Raw genomic sequence first — 16,669 nt, forward strand, 5'->3', positions numbered from 1 at the left:
CCTTTTTTTATATCAAGTTGATTCTAACTGCTGAATCAAAATCCAGCGCAGCCAGTTCTTTTGCCACCACCTGCCCGGAATCACTCTGCGCCCTGACCCGCGCCGCGGCAGCGGCAGAAAGGCGTTGAAAAAATTCCGGACTCCTTACCAGCTGCAAGCAAGCCCCAGCCAAATCGCTGGGCTGCTCGGCAGCACATAGAACACCACTTTCCTGATCAACGAACTCTGGTATGGCGCCCGCCGGGTTGGTTACCGGCACCAGGCCGGAAGCCATGGCCTCGTCACGACTGACCCCCTGAGTATCACCGCGGCTTGGAACCAGGAATATCCCGTTCTCGCGATGAAGATCTCGAATCTCGTTACGGCCGACAAACTCCCTGCGCAGCTCCACGTTCGGATAAATCCCGAGCGTCGAGAAATTTTCCTCCCAGAGCGCGCCGTCACCTACCAGCGTGAAGCGCATTCTGGCGAACTCCGGCGCGCGCGCCAGCTCATGAATTGCAGCGGCAACCAGGTCGTTGGCGTACCCTCGACTTGCGTGGGGCCGTATCGACAATACATTCCAACGCTGCTCGGCCGGTTTGGGCCGGTAGTCGAAATACGTCGCGTCGATAGGATTGTGGATGACCGTCCATTGGCTGGAATCCAGCCGTAACCCAAGATCATCCCAAGCCTGTTCAGCAAGCATCGCAGAAACGAAAACCAGGTGCAGTTTTGCCGGTGCAGGGTTCAACAACCCACGCCAGAAGGCCATTCTGGCCTCGCTCTGCCGCTGGGCCTGCTCCAGCTCCTTCGCCGAGCGAAAATTGTAGGCACGCCGGCTCCAGGGCTGGATGTCCGCACCATGGACCCATACCACTACACGTGTATCCAGAACTGCATCCTGTACGGCCTCCCACAGTTCCTCGTCGAGGAAGTGCACCGCGATGGACGCGTATCGGCAGTATCTGAGCGAAGCACGCAAGGTGGCTGCGTCGCATACCTGCACGCAGACATCATCAAATGAATAACTGGTCCGGGCCCGCTGCGAGCAGACCCAGACAACGTCCACAGCTATACCCTGCTCGCGGTAGAGCTTGACACGCCGATGAACGAAGGCATTTCGATACAGGTCGCCGTGCGCTGGGTATCCATTGACCACCACCAGTACTCTATTGCCGCCGGGCAACAACAGCGGCGCAGGCAGCGTATCGCCCACCGCAAGGCCGCGCCAGTAACCGACATAGGAGCCGCGGATGCCGATGGCAAAGCGGTAGCCACCTGCACGCGGGTCCGCCACCACGGCATGGGTTGTCCCTGGGAACAATCGGATGCGCTCAATGCACTGGCCGGATCCTCCAGCGATGGCATCCAGATAGACGTCGTAGGACTGGCTGGGTTCGGCCATCAGCCGAACCCGCGTAATCGCACGCCCCTGGTGGAGACTGTCGGCTTGGAAACACGTGGAGAAGATCGCCTGCTCACGCCCCTGTGGCAATTTGCTGACGATCTCCATCACCCCGTTTTTCGTGGCAATGGACGTACCTGCCGGCAACCGGGTCGGGTCGAACAGGTCCGCGAGCGCCCGCCCCTCGACCACCGGTGTCTGCATGGGTGTCGCGTCTGCGACGATGCCCCGGACGCACTGCTCCAGCTGGTCGAAGGGGATGCCTTGATCAAGCACCAACGGGCTCCAGCCATGCAGAGCGGAACAGGCCCCCTCGATATATGACTGGCAATCCGTGGACAGCAACCGCACGCCGTGGAACTGGCCATGCTCAACACCGTCCAGCAACGCGTAAACAGTGCCTGGCCAGAACTGAGCAGGTGCCAGTGAACGCTTCCAAGCCAAATGCTCGACACACCGGTATTCGTTGCCCACGCCCACCATTTCGCGCTGCCCGTCACGGAAGCGTGGGAAGCACGCCTTGCCGACGACATCGCCTTGCGCAAATGCAAGGCTGGCAGCCAGATCACCAAGATAGTGCGGCCCGTAGCTGTCCTCTGCCGACCAGAGCGAAACCAGTTCCCCGGCAAAGCTGGCGGCAACCGACGCCTGCAGCGTCAAATCATCCAGCCGCACCACACCTGCAGGCAGTGCTATGGCCTGCCCACACCGCACATACAGCGCGACCTCGACGCCCTGCTGGCAATCGGCCATCCGCGCGATGTGCGCCGCCTGCTCTGCATCGTCCACGCTGCAAAGCACGTTCACGCGCCTGCGCGGCGATTGCACGGACTGGCCCGACAAGATAGTGGCGAGCGTGCGCAGCCTCGCTGCCCACGTGTGCTCGGCCAGCACCTTGCGCATGGCCAACAGGCGCCGGCTCCGGTGTTCGTCGGCATCCGGCTCGTGCAATTCTTGCCATGCCCAATCCAGCATCACCGCACCGTCATCGGTAACCCTGACCAGGTCCCCGAACATCAGCTTGAGTGCCTTGGAGTGGTTGCTGTAAACAGAAGTATTGGTGCAGATCAGCTCCAGCGCGCGCCGGGCGAACATCGTCGAGCTCTGCTTGATCGTGTTCAAAGACAGGCCAATACGATAACTACGGTACAACGCCGGAGTCTGTTCGTAATTCACCGCTGGCCGAAGATACTCGCGGAAACGTGATGGATAGTGCCTATCTACGTCGACCGTACCGCCATTGCGGTCATAGATATGGAAAGGGCCCGCCAACGCCAAGCCATCTGCAAGCTTGTTGAAATCCCGGCAGCGCGTTTCCAGATTTCCGTACCATGCACCGGCGAAAAAACTGCCCTCGATACGTTGTTCATCGGCTTGCGCAAACGGATGGTGCAGGCGCGGCTGAACCGCGAACGGGAGTACGCCCACCCGGGCGTGCCCCAGCTTTTCCAGATATTGGGGAATGGAATCAGCGTCCGTGGTAAATACATGATCAAACAGCGCCGCTGTGCCGACGAACGCTTCAAAATGAAGCGGATCTTCCTTGTTCCAGAACAGCGTCGGGATACCAGCCGCGCGGCAGCTTGCGACCAGCGCGCGGAGCTCGGCACTCGCCGAAAACACCTTGCCCTCCCACTCCCCTTCCAAGCCTGTCCACGCCGACTCAACAAGAAGGAAGTGGGGATGAAACCTGCGGATCTGCTCTGCCCAGCCATTCGGATGGAGAGACAGCGTCATGCATTCCGGCGCAAGATTCTGTGCGGTGAATCCATCGCAGACCATCGCGATACGGAATTGCGCGGTATCTGTGGGCAGGGCCGCGGCAGCGGGAAGCGGGGTGACTTCATCACCTGCGCAATCTACCGGCTCGGCCGGCACGCTCAGCGTTGGTTGCAGCGAAACGGGTGCGAACGCAACCGCAACCGGCTCGGCGCTTGCGGCGCCACGCCCACTGGGCAGGCGCCGCTTGGCCTTGACCCATAGCTTCCGCGGCCAATGCAGGACTAGCCCTGGATCCTGCAACGCGTCAGCCAACCCCCGCCCCAATCGATATGCACGACTGCCCTTTAGCGCATCCAGCTCGGCGCGCAGTGCATCCAGCTCGCCGCGCACGGTAGCCGCATCCTCCAGCGCATCCTTGCTCCGGCTTTGCAGGGCATCGCACTCGCCTTCGATGGCGCGCACCCGCTCTCCTGCATCGCGCAGCTTCTGCCGGAGCTCCAGCTCGTCCCTGATCACATCGAAATCCGACTGGCTTGCGGGTCCAACAGGCCCTGCAGGCGCCGCGCCCATTCCTGTGCCAACGCAGGCCAACCGTATTTTTCAACAGAAGCACGATCGGCCGCACGCTCATCCAGCGCGGAATTCTTCTTCAGTTGTTGCATCTGCAGGAAGGCGTCGACAATGGCCGATTCATCAGCGGCCAAGTCCCAACCGGCCCGCAGTTGCGTTATCACCGCGCCGGTGGCGTCCTGCTCGGGGCCGCGCAAATGCAACAACGGTCGCCCAGCACCGAGATACTCGAACACCTTGCCTGGCACCTGCACCGGGTCGGCATTTGCAAGATTCACCAACACGTCACATCGGCGCTGCGCCTCCAGTGCGGCACGGTGCGGCAGGAAGCCGACGATACGGATACTCTCCGGATATCGCTCAGCGGCCTTCTGCAGATAGTCGGGCGCATTGATGGTCGCCACGCTCAGCCGCACTCCCGGCGTGCCGGTAACCGCGCTCAACAATGCTTCGGCTCGCCGGAAGCTGTAGAAACTGCCGGTGTAAAGCAACTCCAGACGCTTCGGGTCGAACTCGACAAGACGGTCGCCCTGCACAGCGTCAAAGGAAGGATCAAAGCCCTGGGTGATGGTCGCGGTACGCTCGGGTGTCAAACGCGAGTGACGCTGCAACAGTAGTTTCACGGCCGCATCGGTAGTAACGGTCACCAAGGTGGCCGCATCACAGACGGCACGCTCCAGCACCAAGGCCTTGCCACGCCACTTCGGTGGCGTGTATGCAGCCAACACAGGATCTCCCATGTCCACGGCCAACGGCAAGCCACGTTCGGCCGCCGCCAGACCCACTGGCAGTGTGCAGGCAGGTTCGTGCGACACGATCACCACATCGGGGCGCTGCACCAGAATGAGTTCATCAAGCTTGGCTATCGCATGCGGAACCCACTCAACCCGATGGTCCGGGAACCTATACCGCGAAACCACATCCTTGATTGTCTCGGCAAGCCGCCCCTTCCAGTTGAGCCCACCGTTGAGCCTGCCTCTGAAACTCAGCGACCGCTCCAGCTTTCTGCGCAGGCGTCCTTTCCAGTTCAATATCTCGACAACCTGGCCGGCGTTGCCTGCAGCCAGCGGCACCTTCATCACGGAAGCCTCGGCAGTGACGGCTGGATCCTGCGCGACGACGCTCTTCTGTCCGCGACCGAACAGCAGCCGGGACAGTCTTCCCGGGTCAACTCGATGCACCTGGATGGAGGATGGCAGCACCGGCAGACCACCGGCACCATAGCCAGGCACATCCGGGGCGATCACCTGCAGCTGATGACCCGCAAGGGCCAACTCACGCGCCAGGTAGGCCCAACGCAGCGCCTGTGGCGAGGGTATCGGTGGAAAATCGTATGCAACCAGCAGAATCTTCATCGTCAGGTCGCATCAACAGGTACGGGCGCCTCATCACGCAGCATCTGCTGGAACACAGAAAGCACCGGCTGCACCTCACCCACCATGTGGATGCGACCTCCTTCGAGCAGGATCGCCTTGTTGCAGACGTTTTCCATCAGCTTGAAGTTGTGACTGGCGAGCACCACGATCTGTGCGCTATTGACCTTGGAGCGCATGCGTTCCTGGGCCCTCCTGACGAAGCCAGCGTCACCGGTACCGATCCATTCGTCCATGATCAGGATTTCATGATCCACGGCCGTAGCCAGTGAAAAGCCCAGACGCATGCGCTGCCCTGATGATAGGGTTTTCAAACGGTCACCAGCTTTCTCGGCGAGCTCAGCGAACTCAAGCACGCCAGCCACGATAGCGTTGGCCTGGCGCGGCTTCAAACCCATGGCAATGCCCCGCAGCAGGATGTTCTCCACCACGGTTGCTTCCTGGTTGAACCCCAGCGAGAGATTCAGCAGCGCCTGCCGGGCACCAGACACTTCCAGACGACCACGGGTCGGTGGATAGGCACCGACCAGCACCTTCAACAGCGTCGACTTGCCCGCGCCATTACGGCCGACCACGGCAAGCCTATCGCCCGGCCTCAGGTCGAAATTGATGTCCTGCAGGGTGGGTCGCATGTAGCGCTTGGGCGGCTGGAACGCAGCCTGCAGCAGAACCCCAAGACTGGCCTTGACCGTGCGCTGCTCCTGCGAGTACACGGGCAGGTCCAGATCAATGTTGATCGCACGAAGATGAATGTCCTGACTCATACCCACACCGGCACGAAGCGTGCATAACGACGATAGATGAAAGAAGCCAGCAACCAGCCACCCACCAGCATGAAGCCCAGGTAGATGTAGGTGAGGTTCTCGATGGGTTCACCAAGCAAGGGTGCGCGCACGCTTTCGATCATGTGATAAAGCGGATTGGCACGTGCAATGGTTCCGCGCAGCGTGCCCACCGGTGCCTGGTCGGCAAACCAGATGATCGGAGTAAACAGAAAGCTGAACATCAGCACGCTGCCGATCAACTCGTGGATGTCCTGCAACCTGGCCCCGAGCACGGCAACGATCGCCCCCATCCAACCGATGTTCAACAACACCAGGATGAACGCCGGCAGCGCCAGCACCAAGCCTTCGAGCCGGAGTGTTGAACTGATGGCCAGCGCAACAGCCATCGCCGGCAGCGACATCACGAAATAGAACATCGCCTTGGCGACTACGCGCAATATGTAGTCGGTCAAGCGCACGCGGCCATCCATGATGAAATTTGAATGTCCAGGCAAGGTTGTCGTGCAATCGCTCAAACTGATGGTGATCAGCCGGAACACCACATAGCCAATGCCCAGATGCGGGATGAAAGTCGCTGCCTCATGGCCCTGCAGGTGGCCAAAGAAACCACCCACGCCGAACATGTAGATGACCGCCGGACACAGTGCCCAGAACAAACCCAACCGCGAACGGCGGTACTTGGTCACCAGTTCCAACCAGGTGGAGTAGGTCCAGAACCCGGGGTTACGGAAGCTGTCGATGTAATCACCGATAAGCGAACGACTCATCCTGCCAGTGCCTGCTCGAGATCAGCACGCAGATCAACCACGTCCTCCACACCCACGCTCAAGCGCACCAGCGCATCACTGATGCCCAGTTGCTCGCGGCGAGCCACGGGAATCGAGGCATGGGTCATCACCGCCGGGTGATTGACCAGGCTTTCCACGCCGCCCAGCGACTCGGCCAGGGTGAACAGCTCGGTGCGTTCGCAGAAACGTTTGGCCGCCTCGAAGCCGCCTTTGAGCACGATCGAAACGATGCCGCCGTAACCGGCCATCTGCTTGCCCGCCAGTGCATGCTGCGGGTGCGAGACCAGGCCCGGGTAGATCACCTTTGCCACTGCCGGATGGGTTTCCAGCCACTTGGCCAGTTCCATCGCGTTGGCGCAATGCGCCTTCATGCGCAGCGGCAGGGTCTTCAGGCCACGCAGGGCCAGGAAGCTGTCGAACGGGCCCTGTACGCCACCGATGGAGTTCTGCAGGAAAGCCATCTGTTCGGCGAGCTCGGCATTGTCGCCGACCACCACCATGCCGCCGACCATGTCGGAGTGGCCATTGAGGTACTTGGTGGCCGAATGCAGCACCAGGTCCGCACCCAGCTCCAGCGGACGCTGCAGCATCGGTGAGGCGAAGGTGTTGTCCACCACCACGATCAGGCCGTGACGCTTGGCGATGGCAGCTACCGCGGCGATGTCGACGATCTTCAACATCGGGTTGGTCGGAGTTTCGACCCACAGCATCTTGGTCTTCGGCGTGATCGCGGCTTCGAACGCAGCCAGATCAGTCAGGTCGACGAAGCTGAAGTCCAGTGCGGCGGTGCGGCGGCGCACACGCTCGAACAGGCGGAAACTGCCGCCATAGATGTCGTCCATCGCCACTACGTGACTACCGGCATCCAGCAGTTCGATCACGGTGGAGCTGGCGGCCATGCCCGATGCAAAGGCAAAACCCCGCGTACCGCCTTCCAGGGAGGCCACGCAGCGCTCGTAAGCAAAGCGGGTCGGATTATGCGTACGCGAGTACTCGAAACCCTGGTGCTCGCCCGGGCTGGATTGGGCGTAGGTAGAGGTAGCGTAGATCGGCGGCATTACTGCGCCGGTGCTGGGGTCAGGCGACTGCCCGCCATGGATGGCCAAAGTGGCAAGCGACAGGCTGCGCTCGCCGTCCTGGCTGCGTGAATGCTGATCCGTCATGACTACTACTTCCAGCTAAAGAGGCGGAATTCTACCAGCCTCGTCTGATTTTTCAGGCTGGGCACCCGCGAGGGGTGCCCGCGAGACTCACTGAACCCTGCGACGCAGGTAGTTCAGCAGATCGATACGGGTGATCAAACCGAGAAATGCGTCACCATCGGTGATGATCGCCACCTGGCCGCGGTCAAACACCGGCAGCAGGGCTTCGATCGGCGACTTGACGTCCAGACGGTCGAGCTTGCTGACCATGGCCACCGAGACAGGGTCACGGAAACGGGCTTCATCGCCATAAACGTGCAGCAGCACGTCGCTCTCGTCGATGATGCCGACCAGCTGGCTGCCATCCATCACCGGCAGCTGCGACACGTCGTACAGCTTCATGCGCTGGTAGGCGGTGGTCAGCAGGTCCTTCGGGCCCACCACCACGGTGTCGCGCTGGCTGTACGGGCGCAGGATCAGGTCGCGCAGGTCGCCGAACTGCGGACGCTCAAGGAAGCCGTTGTCCAGCATCCAGTAGTCGTTGTACATCTTGGACAGGTACTTGTTGCCGGTATCCGGCACCAGCACCAGCACCTTCTTCGGCGTGGTCTGCTCGCGGCAGTACTTCAGCGCGGCGGCCAGCAGGGTGCCGGTCGAGGAACCACCGAGGATGCCCTCCTTGCCCAGCAGCTCACGCGCGGTGTGGAAGCTCTCGGCATCGCTGATGGCGTAAGCCTTCTTGACGCGGCTGAAATCGGCGATATCCGGCAGGAAATCCTCGCCAATGCCTTCTACCAGCCAGCTGCCCGACTTCTCGTTCAGCGTGCCGTCGTTGATGTATTCGGCCAGGATCGAACCGACCGGGTCCGCCAGTACCAGCTCGGTCTTGGGCGAAAGCTTGGCAAAGGCGCGCGACAAGCCGGTCATGGTGCCGGAGCTGCCGCAGCCAAAGACGATCGCATCCAGGTCACCACCCATCTGCTCGATGATCTCCGGACCGGTGCCGAACTCATGCGCGGCCGGGTTGTCGGGGTTGCCGAACTGGTTGATGAAGTAAGCGCCCGGGGTACGGTCGGCAACGGTCTTGGCCAGGTCCTGGTAGTACTCCGGGTGGCCCTTGGCCACGTCAGAACGGGTCAGCACCACTTCGGCGCCCATGGCCTTCAGGTTGAAGATCTTTTCCCGGCTCATCTTGTCCGGAACCACGAGGATCAGCTTGTAACCCTTCTGCTGCGCCACCAGTGCCAGGCCCAGGCCGGTATTGCCGGCGGTGCCTTCGACCAGCGTCGCGCCAGGCTTGAGATCACCACGCTTCTCGGCGGCCTCGATCATCGACAGGCCGATACGGTCCTTGATCGACCCACCCGGGTTGGCGCTCTCCATCTTGAGGTACAGCTCGCACACGCCGACATCCAGGCGCTGGGCCTTGATGATGGGCGTATTGCCGATGAGTTCGAGGATGGAGGAATGGATAGGCATCGGTTAAGTTCAGATCGCGCCGCATAGCGGCCGGACCGATGATTATCCGATGGTTGTGCATGAAAGTCAGGTAACCACCCCTTCAGGCAGCGGCACAACACTGCCAAGTGACGCGGACAATGGCGGCCGACGAGGAGGCCGCCACCGTCCGCGACATAAACGGTCAAGCGTGGGGAAGGTTCAGTTGATGCTGTTTTCGTAAATCCGCAGGAGCTTCTGCTTGGCCAGCAGTTTTTCCCGTTTCATCTGTCCCAAGGTGACCCCGTCAATCGGGAGTACACCCAGCTCCGCGTCCATGCATTTCTTGTTCAGCTTCTTATGCTGTTGGTAGAGCTGCTTGAACTCCGGGTTGGCCTTGGCCAATGCGTCGATTTCACTCTGCGGCTGCCCTTCGAACATGACTACCTCCTTCATACAGAAACAAGAACGCCCCGGCCTGACGGCACGGGGCGTTGCTGGATTGGAAAGCCGGGCCCGCCCACCGCGGCACCACCAACCGTCCTCCGGCCAACCTGCCAGGAGCTCTCGGTTACTGGTTCGCGCCACGCTTGCACCGGCTCGGCCCTCCGTTGTCCGGACGACGAAAGTGCCGCCCGGACAATTGACCCTACGCCTGCAAAAAGGTTCCGGCAAGCGCTATACGGCAACGTTTACTGAATATTCAAACCAAGCCGCATTCAGCCTCGCACGAATGACAAAAACCTAACAAGTTCAGCCATTTAAGTTTGTCATGGCGCGATAATGACCTCCGCTGAACGGGCCCGGGTAGAGGCTGCCTTCTTGCCCGTCACCTGGATCCGGTTGGCCGCCACGCCACCTGCCACCAGCGCGTCCTTGAGCGCCTGCGCACGCCGCTGACCAACGCCATTGGCACTGTCATAGGCCTCGATGGTGACCCGGCCCTTCTTGCCGATGTGCCGGTACTCGGCCAGGGCCTTGGCCTGGTTGCCGGCAGTGGCGGCCAGGGGCGCCTGGCCAGCCGCGACCGCGGCGCCGCTGTAGGTGTAGAGCTCGCCACGGCCATCGAACTTGGAGGCCGGCAACTTCTGCCCGGACACCAGCTCCGCCTCTTCGCGGGCCAGCTTGGCGGCGTTCTGCTGGGCCGTGCTCAAACGCGCCTGCTGGCGACCGGCAACGCTCGTCAACGCGGTTTCCGCGTCCTGGCGGGCCAGGGTCTCGGCTTCGGCAGCAAGGCGCAGACGCTCGGCCTCTTCGGCCTGGATCTGGGTCTGTACCCGCAACTGCTCCGCTTCCTGACGGGCACGGGCCGCATCGCGGCGGCTGGCCTCGATCAGCAATTCACTGCGAGTACGCTCCAACTCGCCGACCTCACGTCGCGCCAGCTCCGCGCGGCTGGCCGCCTCGGCAATCGCGACGCGACGCTCAGCCAGATAACGCGCATCGTCCAGTTCCTTGCGCTTGGCTTTGGCCAGCGCAGCGATGGCTTGCTGCGCCTGCAGCTTCTCGAACGAAGCCACATCGGCCGTGGCCATATCGGCCTGCAGCACCATCAGCCGGTGACTCAGGGCACCAACTGCAGGATCTTCCGCCGCCAGCGCCAGCAAGGGCACGGCCAACAGGCCAACAACCACCAGATTCCTGATCCGCATCAACGTCCCTCCCCTGTCGCCAACTGGCGTTGCAGCTGTGCGACCTCAGCCTTGCGCTGGGCAAGTTGGGCCTGTGCGACCGCTTCCTCACTCTGCGCACGGGCCAGATCGGCATCGGCTGCAGCGCGTAGCGCCAGGATTGGCGCCTGCTTGCGCAACCGGCGATCACTCGCAGCCTGCTGGGCCTGGCCCAGCTGCTGGCGGGCCATCGCCATAGTGTCGGGCGCGTACTGATCGGCGTCGGCGCGGTCGGCTTTCTCGACGGCCTGTTGTGCGGCAAGCAATTCCATTGCGCCCGGATCCTGCGCCAACGCGCTACCGCATAGCACGAATGTGCAGGCGGTAGCACACAGGAATCGTCTTAATTGTGCGAAGCTAGATTTCATTGGGGAGCCGTGGCTTGGGTGACTGAGCGCGGCCATTGTGGTCAAGCCAGAGGCGTGCTTGCAACGGCACGCCGCCGTTTGTTGGGGAAAATTTCGCATGGATATCGGCTATTTCTTGAAGCTGATGACCGAAAAGAACGCTTCGGACATGTTTTTGACTACCGGAGCGCCGGTTTACATCAAGATTGAAGGCAAGCTGTACCCGCTGGGCAATACCGGCCTGCCGCCGGGGATGGTCAAGAAAATCGCCTATTCGCTGATGGACGAAGGCCAGGTGCCGCAGTTCGAGCGCGACCTGGAACTGAACATGGCCATCGCCCTGGCCGACGCCGGGCGCTTCCGCGTCAACGTGTTCAAGCAGCGCGGCGAAGTGGGCATGGTCATCCGTGCAATCAAGAGCCGCATTCCCAGCATCGAGGAGCTCAACCTCCCACAGGTGCTGAAGGACGTGATCATGACCCCGCGGGGGCTGGTACTGGTGGTCGGCTCGACCGGCTCGGGCAAGTCGACCTCGCTGGCCTCGATGATCGACCACCGCAACAGCACCTCGACCGGGCACATCCTCACCATCGAGGACCCGATCGAATTCCTGCACAAGCACAAGCAATCCATCGTCAACCAGCGTGAAGTCGGCCTGGATACCCACGCCTTCCACAACGCGCTTAAAAACGCGATGCGTGAGGCACCAGACGTCATCCTGATCGGCGAAATCCTCGATGCCGAGACCATGGAAGCGGCCATTGCCTTCGCCGAAACCGGGCACCTGTGCCTGGCCACGTTGCACTCCAACAACGCCGACCAGACCATCGAGCGCATCCTCAATTTCTTCCCGGAAAGCGCGCACAAGAACGTCTTGATGAACTTGTCGCTGAACCTGCGCGCAGTGGTTTCGCAGCGCCTGGTCAAGGGCAAAGACGGCCGTCGTCGGCCGGCAACCGAAGTACTCATCAACACGCCGATGATCCGCGACCTGCTGCGCCGTGGCGAGGTGCACACCATCAAGCAGGCGATGGAAGACTCGTTGGAAGAAGGCATGCAGAGCTTCGACCAGTGCCTGTTCCGGATGGTGAAGGACGGCATCATCGAGCAGGAGGAAGCGCTGCGCGCCGCCGACTCGCGCGATGGCCTGGCCTTGAAGTTCCGCCTGTCCGAAGGCGGCAGCGGCGAGCATGACCCGTATGCGGACTTCGCGGTGTCGGCGCCTGCGGCGATCACGCACGGGTTCTGAGCTGGTGGTTCATGCAACAGAAAGCCCCGCATTGCGGGGCTTTCTGTTTGTGCTGCTGCAGCCATGAGCCAAGCCTGACTGCGGTGGCTTTTGTAGGAGCGGCGTAAGCCGCGAAGTCACTGATGGGTCCGGACACCAACTTCGCCGGGCATTGGGTGTTCTGCTGCTTCGGATGCAATGCCGGCTTCGCGGCTTACGCCGCTCCCACAACCACCAGCCCTGTTAGACCGCGTCGACCTGGTTTTCCGGACGGGCTGCATCAAATGCCGGCAGCGCCAGGCAGGCTTCCTCGATCCGCTGCAGGGTCGGATACGGCGTCAGATCCAGATGGAAGCGACGGGCGTTGTACAGCTGCGGCACCAGGCAGCAGTCAGCCAGCCCGGGCTCGGCGCCATGGCAATAACGGCCGGTATCGAACGAGCCCGCCAACATGGCTTCCAGCGAGGCGAAACCAACCCGCATCCAATGCAGCGTCCACTCATCGCGCTCGGGCTGCGGCACATTCCATTCGCGATCAAAGAACTGCATCACCCGCAGGTTGTTCAACGGATGGATATCGCAGGCCACCTGCTGCGCCAATGCGCGCACCCGCGCACGGCCACCCGCATCCGCCGGCAACAGGGCTGGCTCGGGAAAAACTTCGTCCAGGTATTCAAGAATCGCCATCGACTGGCTCAGTACACGCTCGCCATGGCGCAGCGTCGGCACCAGCTCTTGCGGGTTCAATGCCGCGTAATCAGGCGCGTGCTGCTGACCACCGTCGCGCACCAGATGCACCGGTGTGAGCGCGTACTCCAGACCCTTCAGGTTCAAGCCGATGCGCACGCGATACGCGGCACTTGAGCGCCAATAACTATAGAGCGACAGCCCTGCTTCCATGTCAGATTCCCCCATCACCTGCCACCACAATAGCGGCTGGCGGTGAGGATTCCTTCACCGCCAGCACAGTCAACGCGCGAACTGTTGTATCAGGGACGCAAAGCCTGCTCGATGCGCTGTTCAATCGCACCAAAAATGCTGACGCCGTCACGGTCCAGCATCTCAATGTGCACCACGTCGCCAAAACTCATGAACGGCGTCGACGGCTTGCCATCGCGCAGGGTTTCGACGGTGCGCTGTTCGGCGAAGCAGGATGCGCCCAGCGCGGTGTCTTCGTTGGCAATGGTGCCCGAGCCGACAATCGCACCGGCCGACAGCGGACGGGTCTTGGCCGCGTGTGCCACCAGCTGGGCGAAGTTGAACTGCATGTCGACGCCGGCTTCCGGCGCGCCGAACCACTTGCCATTGATGTGGGTGACCAGCGGCAGGTGCAGCTTGCTGTCCTGCCAGGCAGCGCCCAGCTCGTCCGGGGTAACGAACACCGGGCTCAGCGCCGAGCGCGGCTTGGACTGCAGGAAGCCGAAGCCCTTGGCCAGTTCGCCCGGGATCAGGTTGCGCAGGCTGACGTCATTGACCAGGCCAACCAACTGGATGTGACCGGCAGCCTGATCCGGCGTCACCGCCATCGGTACGTCGTCGGTGATGACCACGATCTCGGCTTCCAGATCGATGCCGTAGTCCTCGCTGATCACCTTCACCGCATCGCGCGGGCCGTAGAAGCCGGCGCTGGTGGCCTGGTACATCAGCGGATCGGTATAGAAGCTTTCCGGCACTTCGGCACCGCGCGCCTTGCGCACCCGCGCCACGTGCGGCAGGTAGGCGCTGCCATCGACGAATTCGTAGGCGCGCGGCAGCGGCGCGGCCAGCGCCTGCATGTCCACGGCAAACTCGCCTTCCACGGCGCCGGCATTGAGCTGCTCGGACAGCGCGTTCAGCCGCGGCGCCAGATTCGACCAGTCTTCCAGCGCCTGCTGCAGGGTGGCGGCAATGCCAGCGGCCCGCACCGCACGGGTCAGGTCGCGCGAAACCACGATCAGGGTGCCGTCGCGGCCGCCTTCCTTCAGGGAACCAAGCTTCATGGGAGTGTCCAGTCTGCGGAGAAATAAGTTTCAATTGTAATGAATAAGCCAGCTACCACCAGCCTCACCAGCCGAATGCTGAACGGGCGTTTTTGTGCCGGCCGAAACAATCCCTTAGACTAGCGCGGTCTGCCAGCGGCCGTCCGTTTCCCTCAGGGATCGCCGGCGGTGCAGGATCAGCGGCCATCTGGCCCATCCGCCCGCCCGCCCCCACTCCGACGCCTATCGTCACGCATTCCAGCCAGCGCACCGCGTTGGTTGCATCCAGATCTTGCAGCGCGGTTTACGGGAACGCTCCGAGATCAGCTGGTCTTCAATGATCAGCAACGCAAGCCCTATGGGCGCGCGTTCTTCATGTTTCGGAGTACTCCATGTCGTTTGAAAACCTGGGCCTTGCGCCCTTCCTGCTGCGCGCGCTCGCCGAGCAGGGCTATGAAAACCCGACCCCGATCCAGCAGCAGGCCATTCCGCTTGCGCTGGACGGCCGCGACCTGCTGGCCGGCGCCCAGACCGGTACCGGCAAGACCGCCGCGTTCGGCCTGCCGCTGCTGCAGCACCTGGCAACCTCGCCGCAGAGCGTGGGCAATGGCCCGCGCCGTCCGCGCGCCCTGGTGCTGGCACCGACCCGCGAACTGGCCACCCAGGTGCATGACAGCCTGCGTGGCTACAGCAAGTACCTGCGCATCCCCAGCGCCTGCATCTACGGTGGCGTCGGCATGGGCAACCAGCTGGACATGCTGCGCCGTGGCGTCGACCTGCTGGTCGCCTGCCCGGGCCGCCTGATCGACCACCTGGAGCGTCGCAGCGTCGACCTGTCCGGCGTCGAGATCCTGGTGCTGGACGAAGCCGACCGCATGCTCGACATGGGCTTCCTGCCCTCGATCAAGCGCATCCTGGCCAAGCTGCCGCGCCAGAACCGCCAGACCCTGCTGTTCTCGGCCACCTTCGAAGACAGCATCAAGCAGCTGGCGCTGGAGTTCATGCATAACCCGGAGCAGATCCAGGTCACGCCGAAGAACACCGTTGCCGAGACCATCACCCACCGCGTGCACCCGGTGGATGGCGCGCGCAAGCGTGAACTGCTGCTGCACCTGCTGGCCAAGGATTCCCGCGTGCAGACGCTGGTGTTCGGCCGCACCAAGCATGGCTGCGACAAGCTGGCGGATTTCCTGGAGAAGTCCGGCATCAAGACCGCGGCGATCCACGGCAACAAGAGCCAGGGCCAGCGCCTGCGCGCACTGGCCGACTTCAAGGCCGGCCGCGTGACCGTGCTGGTGGCCACCGATATCGCTGCCCGCGGCATCGACATCAACGAGCTGCCGAAGGTCATCAACTACGACCTGCCGATGGTGCCGGAAGACTACGTGCACCGTATTGGCCGTACCGGCCGTAACGGTTCGACCGGTGAGGCTGTCTCGCTGGTGGCACAGGACGAAGCCAAGCTGCTGCGCCAGATCGTGCGTCTGCTCGACCGCGACATGGACATCCGTGACGTGCCGGGCTTTGAGCCGCACACCCCGATTCGCTGGGGCAACAGCGCACCGGGCAAGGCTGAGCATCCGGGCGGCCACAAGGCACCGCGTCGCGGCAACGGCGGCCATGCCGCACGCCGCCCGACCGGCGATGCACCGCGCGGCGGCCGTGGCGGCCAGCCGCAGAAACCGGGCGGCCAGCGCAATGCCGGCAATGGCCAGCAGCGTCGTGATGCGCACCCGGGGGGTGGTCAGCGTCGTGGCGGTGGCGGCCGGGGCCAGAGCCGTACCAGCGCCTGATTCCAACTTTTTGTTGGGATGAGTTGCAAAGAAAGGCCGACGCATTGCGTCGGCCTTTCTGGTTTTTGCGATGTTGAGTATCAAGCTTTTGACGTTGGCCTCGTGCAGGAGCCAAGGCGAGATCAAAGGCTTCCCCTCATCCGCTCCTGCGGAGCACCTTCTCCCGCGAGCGGGAGAAGGGAAGGCCTGTCATTGCCACGTCGAGAGTCGGGCACCGCGCTTGCGCCCACTGACGGTGGCCGAGCGCTTTGTGCTTTTTGCCTTGGCTCTGTGCCTTGTGCCTTGGCTTTGTTCTTTGTGCTTTGGCTCTGAGCTTCGGCTCTGAGCTTCGGCTCTGAGCTTCGGCTTTGTGCTTTGGCTTTGTGCTTTGGCTTTGTGCTTTGGCTTTGTGCTTTGGCTTTGTGCTTTGGCTTTGTGGTTTGGCTTTGGCTATGTGCTTTGGGTTTGAGCGTTGGGGATGAGGTTTGGG

Annotated in this window: 13 protein-coding genes; 2 read left to right on the forward strand and 11 right to left on the reverse strand. The window is 62.3% G+C overall.

Translation table 11 applies throughout. The annotated features are described in order from the left end of the window. Window positions 1-7: 7 nt before the first annotated feature. The 9 genes from ACVOK8_RS07910 to ACVOK8_RS07950 all read right to left on the reverse strand — a co-directional run bounded on the left by ACVOK8_RS07910 (window position 8) and on the right by ACVOK8_RS07950 (window position 11,242). Complete coding sequence (locus ACVOK8_RS07910; protein ID WP_481566356.1) at window positions 8-3,625, reverse strand: glycosyltransferase; 3,618 nt, start codon at window positions 3,623-3,625, stop codon at window positions 8-10. Continuing rightward, complete coding sequence (locus tag ACVOK8_RS07915; RefSeq protein ID WP_481566357.1) at window positions 3,622-5,034, reverse strand: glycosyltransferase; 1,413 nt, start codon at window positions 5,032-5,034, stop codon at window positions 3,622-3,624. Before ACVOK8_RS07915 ends, ACVOK8_RS07910 begins: the two co-directional genes overlap by 4 nt. Before the next feature lie 2 nt (window positions 5,035-5,036). Continuing rightward, complete coding sequence (locus ACVOK8_RS07920) at window positions 5,037-5,816, reverse strand: ABC transporter ATP-binding protein (protein ID WP_481566358.1); 780 nt, start codon at window positions 5,814-5,816, stop codon at window positions 5,037-5,039. After that, window positions 5,813-6,604, reverse strand: coding sequence for an ABC transporter permease (locus ACVOK8_RS07925; protein ID WP_481566359.1), 792 nt, complete (start codon window positions 6,602-6,604; stop codon window positions 5,813-5,815). Before ACVOK8_RS07925 ends, ACVOK8_RS07920 begins: the two co-directional genes overlap by 4 nt. Continuing rightward, entirely contained in the window at window positions 6,601-7,788 is a 1,188-nt protein-coding gene (locus tag ACVOK8_RS07930) for a cystathionine gamma-synthase (protein ID WP_481566360.1), read from the reverse strand. Before ACVOK8_RS07930 ends, ACVOK8_RS07925 begins: the two co-directional genes overlap by 4 nt. An 87-nt stretch (window positions 7,789-7,875) precedes the next feature. Beyond that, the gene (locus ACVOK8_RS07935) at window positions 7,876-9,246 is read right to left on the reverse strand and encodes a pyridoxal-phosphate dependent enzyme (protein WP_481566361.1); all 1,371 of its coding nucleotides are present in this window, start codon (window positions 9,244-9,246) and stop codon (window positions 7,876-7,878) included. Between the two features lie 180 nt (window positions 9,247-9,426). Continuing rightward, the gene (locus tag ACVOK8_RS07940) at window positions 9,427-9,645 is read right to left on the reverse strand and encodes an HP1242/YdcH family protein (RefSeq protein ID WP_481508019.1); all 219 of its coding nucleotides are present in this window, start codon (window positions 9,643-9,645) and stop codon (window positions 9,427-9,429) included. 329 nt (window positions 9,646-9,974) lie between these two features. Further along, complete coding sequence (locus ACVOK8_RS07945; protein ID WP_481566362.1) at window positions 9,975-10,856, reverse strand: hypothetical protein; 882 nt, start codon at window positions 10,854-10,856, stop codon at window positions 9,975-9,977. Continuing rightward, the gene (locus ACVOK8_RS07950) at window positions 10,856-11,242 is read right to left on the reverse strand and encodes a DUF4398 domain-containing protein (protein WP_481508021.1); all 387 of its coding nucleotides are present in this window, start codon (window positions 11,240-11,242) and stop codon (window positions 10,856-10,858) included. Before ACVOK8_RS07950 ends, ACVOK8_RS07945 begins: the two co-directional genes overlap by 1 nt. A 97-nt stretch (window positions 11,243-11,339) precedes the next feature. Here ACVOK8_RS07950 and ACVOK8_RS07955 point away from each other — a divergent pair, with 97 nt between their 5' ends. Next, complete coding sequence (locus ACVOK8_RS07955; protein WP_282266812.1) at window positions 11,340-12,470, forward strand: PilT/PilU family type 4a pilus ATPase; 1,131 nt, start codon at window positions 11,340-11,342, stop codon at window positions 12,468-12,470. Between the two features lie 222 nt (window positions 12,471-12,692). Here the strand turns inward: ACVOK8_RS07955 and maiA are convergent, their stop codons facing one another. Together maiA and ACVOK8_RS07965 are read right to left on the reverse strand one after the other, a co-directional pair. Next, window positions 12,693-13,349, reverse strand: a complete 657-nt coding sequence (gene maiA / locus ACVOK8_RS07960; RefSeq protein ID WP_481566363.1) for a maleylacetoacetate isomerase — start codon at window positions 13,347-13,349, stop codon at window positions 12,693-12,695. 89 nt (window positions 13,350-13,438) lie between these two features. Then, entirely contained in the window at window positions 13,439-14,428 is a 990-nt protein-coding gene (locus ACVOK8_RS07965; RefSeq protein ID WP_481566364.1) for a fumarylacetoacetate hydrolase family protein, read from the reverse strand. A 371-nt stretch (window positions 14,429-14,799) separates the two neighbouring features. Between ACVOK8_RS07965 and ACVOK8_RS07970 the strand changes: the two genes are divergently transcribed. Continuing rightward, window positions 14,800-16,200, forward strand: a complete 1,401-nt coding sequence (locus tag ACVOK8_RS07970) for a DEAD/DEAH box helicase (RefSeq protein WP_481566365.1) — start codon at window positions 14,800-14,802, stop codon at window positions 16,198-16,200. The last annotated feature ends 469 nt before the right edge of the window (window positions 16,201-16,669 follow it).

This window comes from Stenotrophomonas sp. STEN083, from assembly GCF_056759195.1.

Coding starts and splice junctions, on each gene's coding strand:
- ACVOK8_RS07915 (WP_481566357.1), bottom strand. CDS start 5,034: ATGAAGATTCTGCTGGTTGCATACGATTTTCCACCGATACCCTCGCCA.
- ACVOK8_RS07920 (WP_481566358.1), bottom strand. CDS start 5,816: ATGAGTCAGGACATTCATCTTCGTGCGATCAACATTGATCTGGACCTG.
- ACVOK8_RS07925 (WP_481566359.1), bottom strand. CDS start 6,604: ATGAGTCGTTCGCTTATCGGTGATTACATCGACAGCTTCCGTAACCCC.
- ACVOK8_RS07930 (WP_481566360.1), bottom strand. CDS start 7,788: ATGACGGATCAGCATTCACGCAGCCAGGACGGCGAGCGCAGCCTGTCG.
- ACVOK8_RS07935 (WP_481566361.1), bottom strand. CDS start 9,246: ATGCCTATCCATTCCTCCATCCTCGAACTCATCGGCAATACGCCCATC.
- ACVOK8_RS07940 (WP_481508019.1), bottom strand. CDS start 9,645: ATGTTCGAAGGGCAGCCGCAGAGTGAAATCGACGCATTGGCCAAGGCC.
- ACVOK8_RS07945 (WP_481566362.1), bottom strand. CDS start 10,856: ATGCGGATCAGGAATCTGGTGGTTGTTGGCCTGTTGGCCGTGCCCTTG.
- ACVOK8_RS07950 (WP_481508021.1), bottom strand. CDS start 11,242: ATGAAATCTAGCTTCGCACAATTAAGACGATTCCTGTGTGCTACCGCC.
- ACVOK8_RS07955 (WP_282266812.1), top strand. CDS start 11,340: ATGGATATCGGCTATTTCTTGAAGCTGATGACCGAAAAGAACGCTTCG.
- maiA (WP_481566363.1), bottom strand. CDS start 13,349: ATGGAAGCAGGGCTGTCGCTCTATAGTTATTGGCGCTCAAGTGCCGCG.
- ACVOK8_RS07965 (WP_481566364.1), bottom strand. CDS start 14,428: ATGAAGCTTGGTTCCCTGAAGGAAGGCGGCCGCGACGGCACCCTGATC.
- ACVOK8_RS07970 (WP_481566365.1), top strand. CDS start 14,800: ATGTCGTTTGAAAACCTGGGCCTTGCGCCCTTCCTGCTGCGCGCGCTC.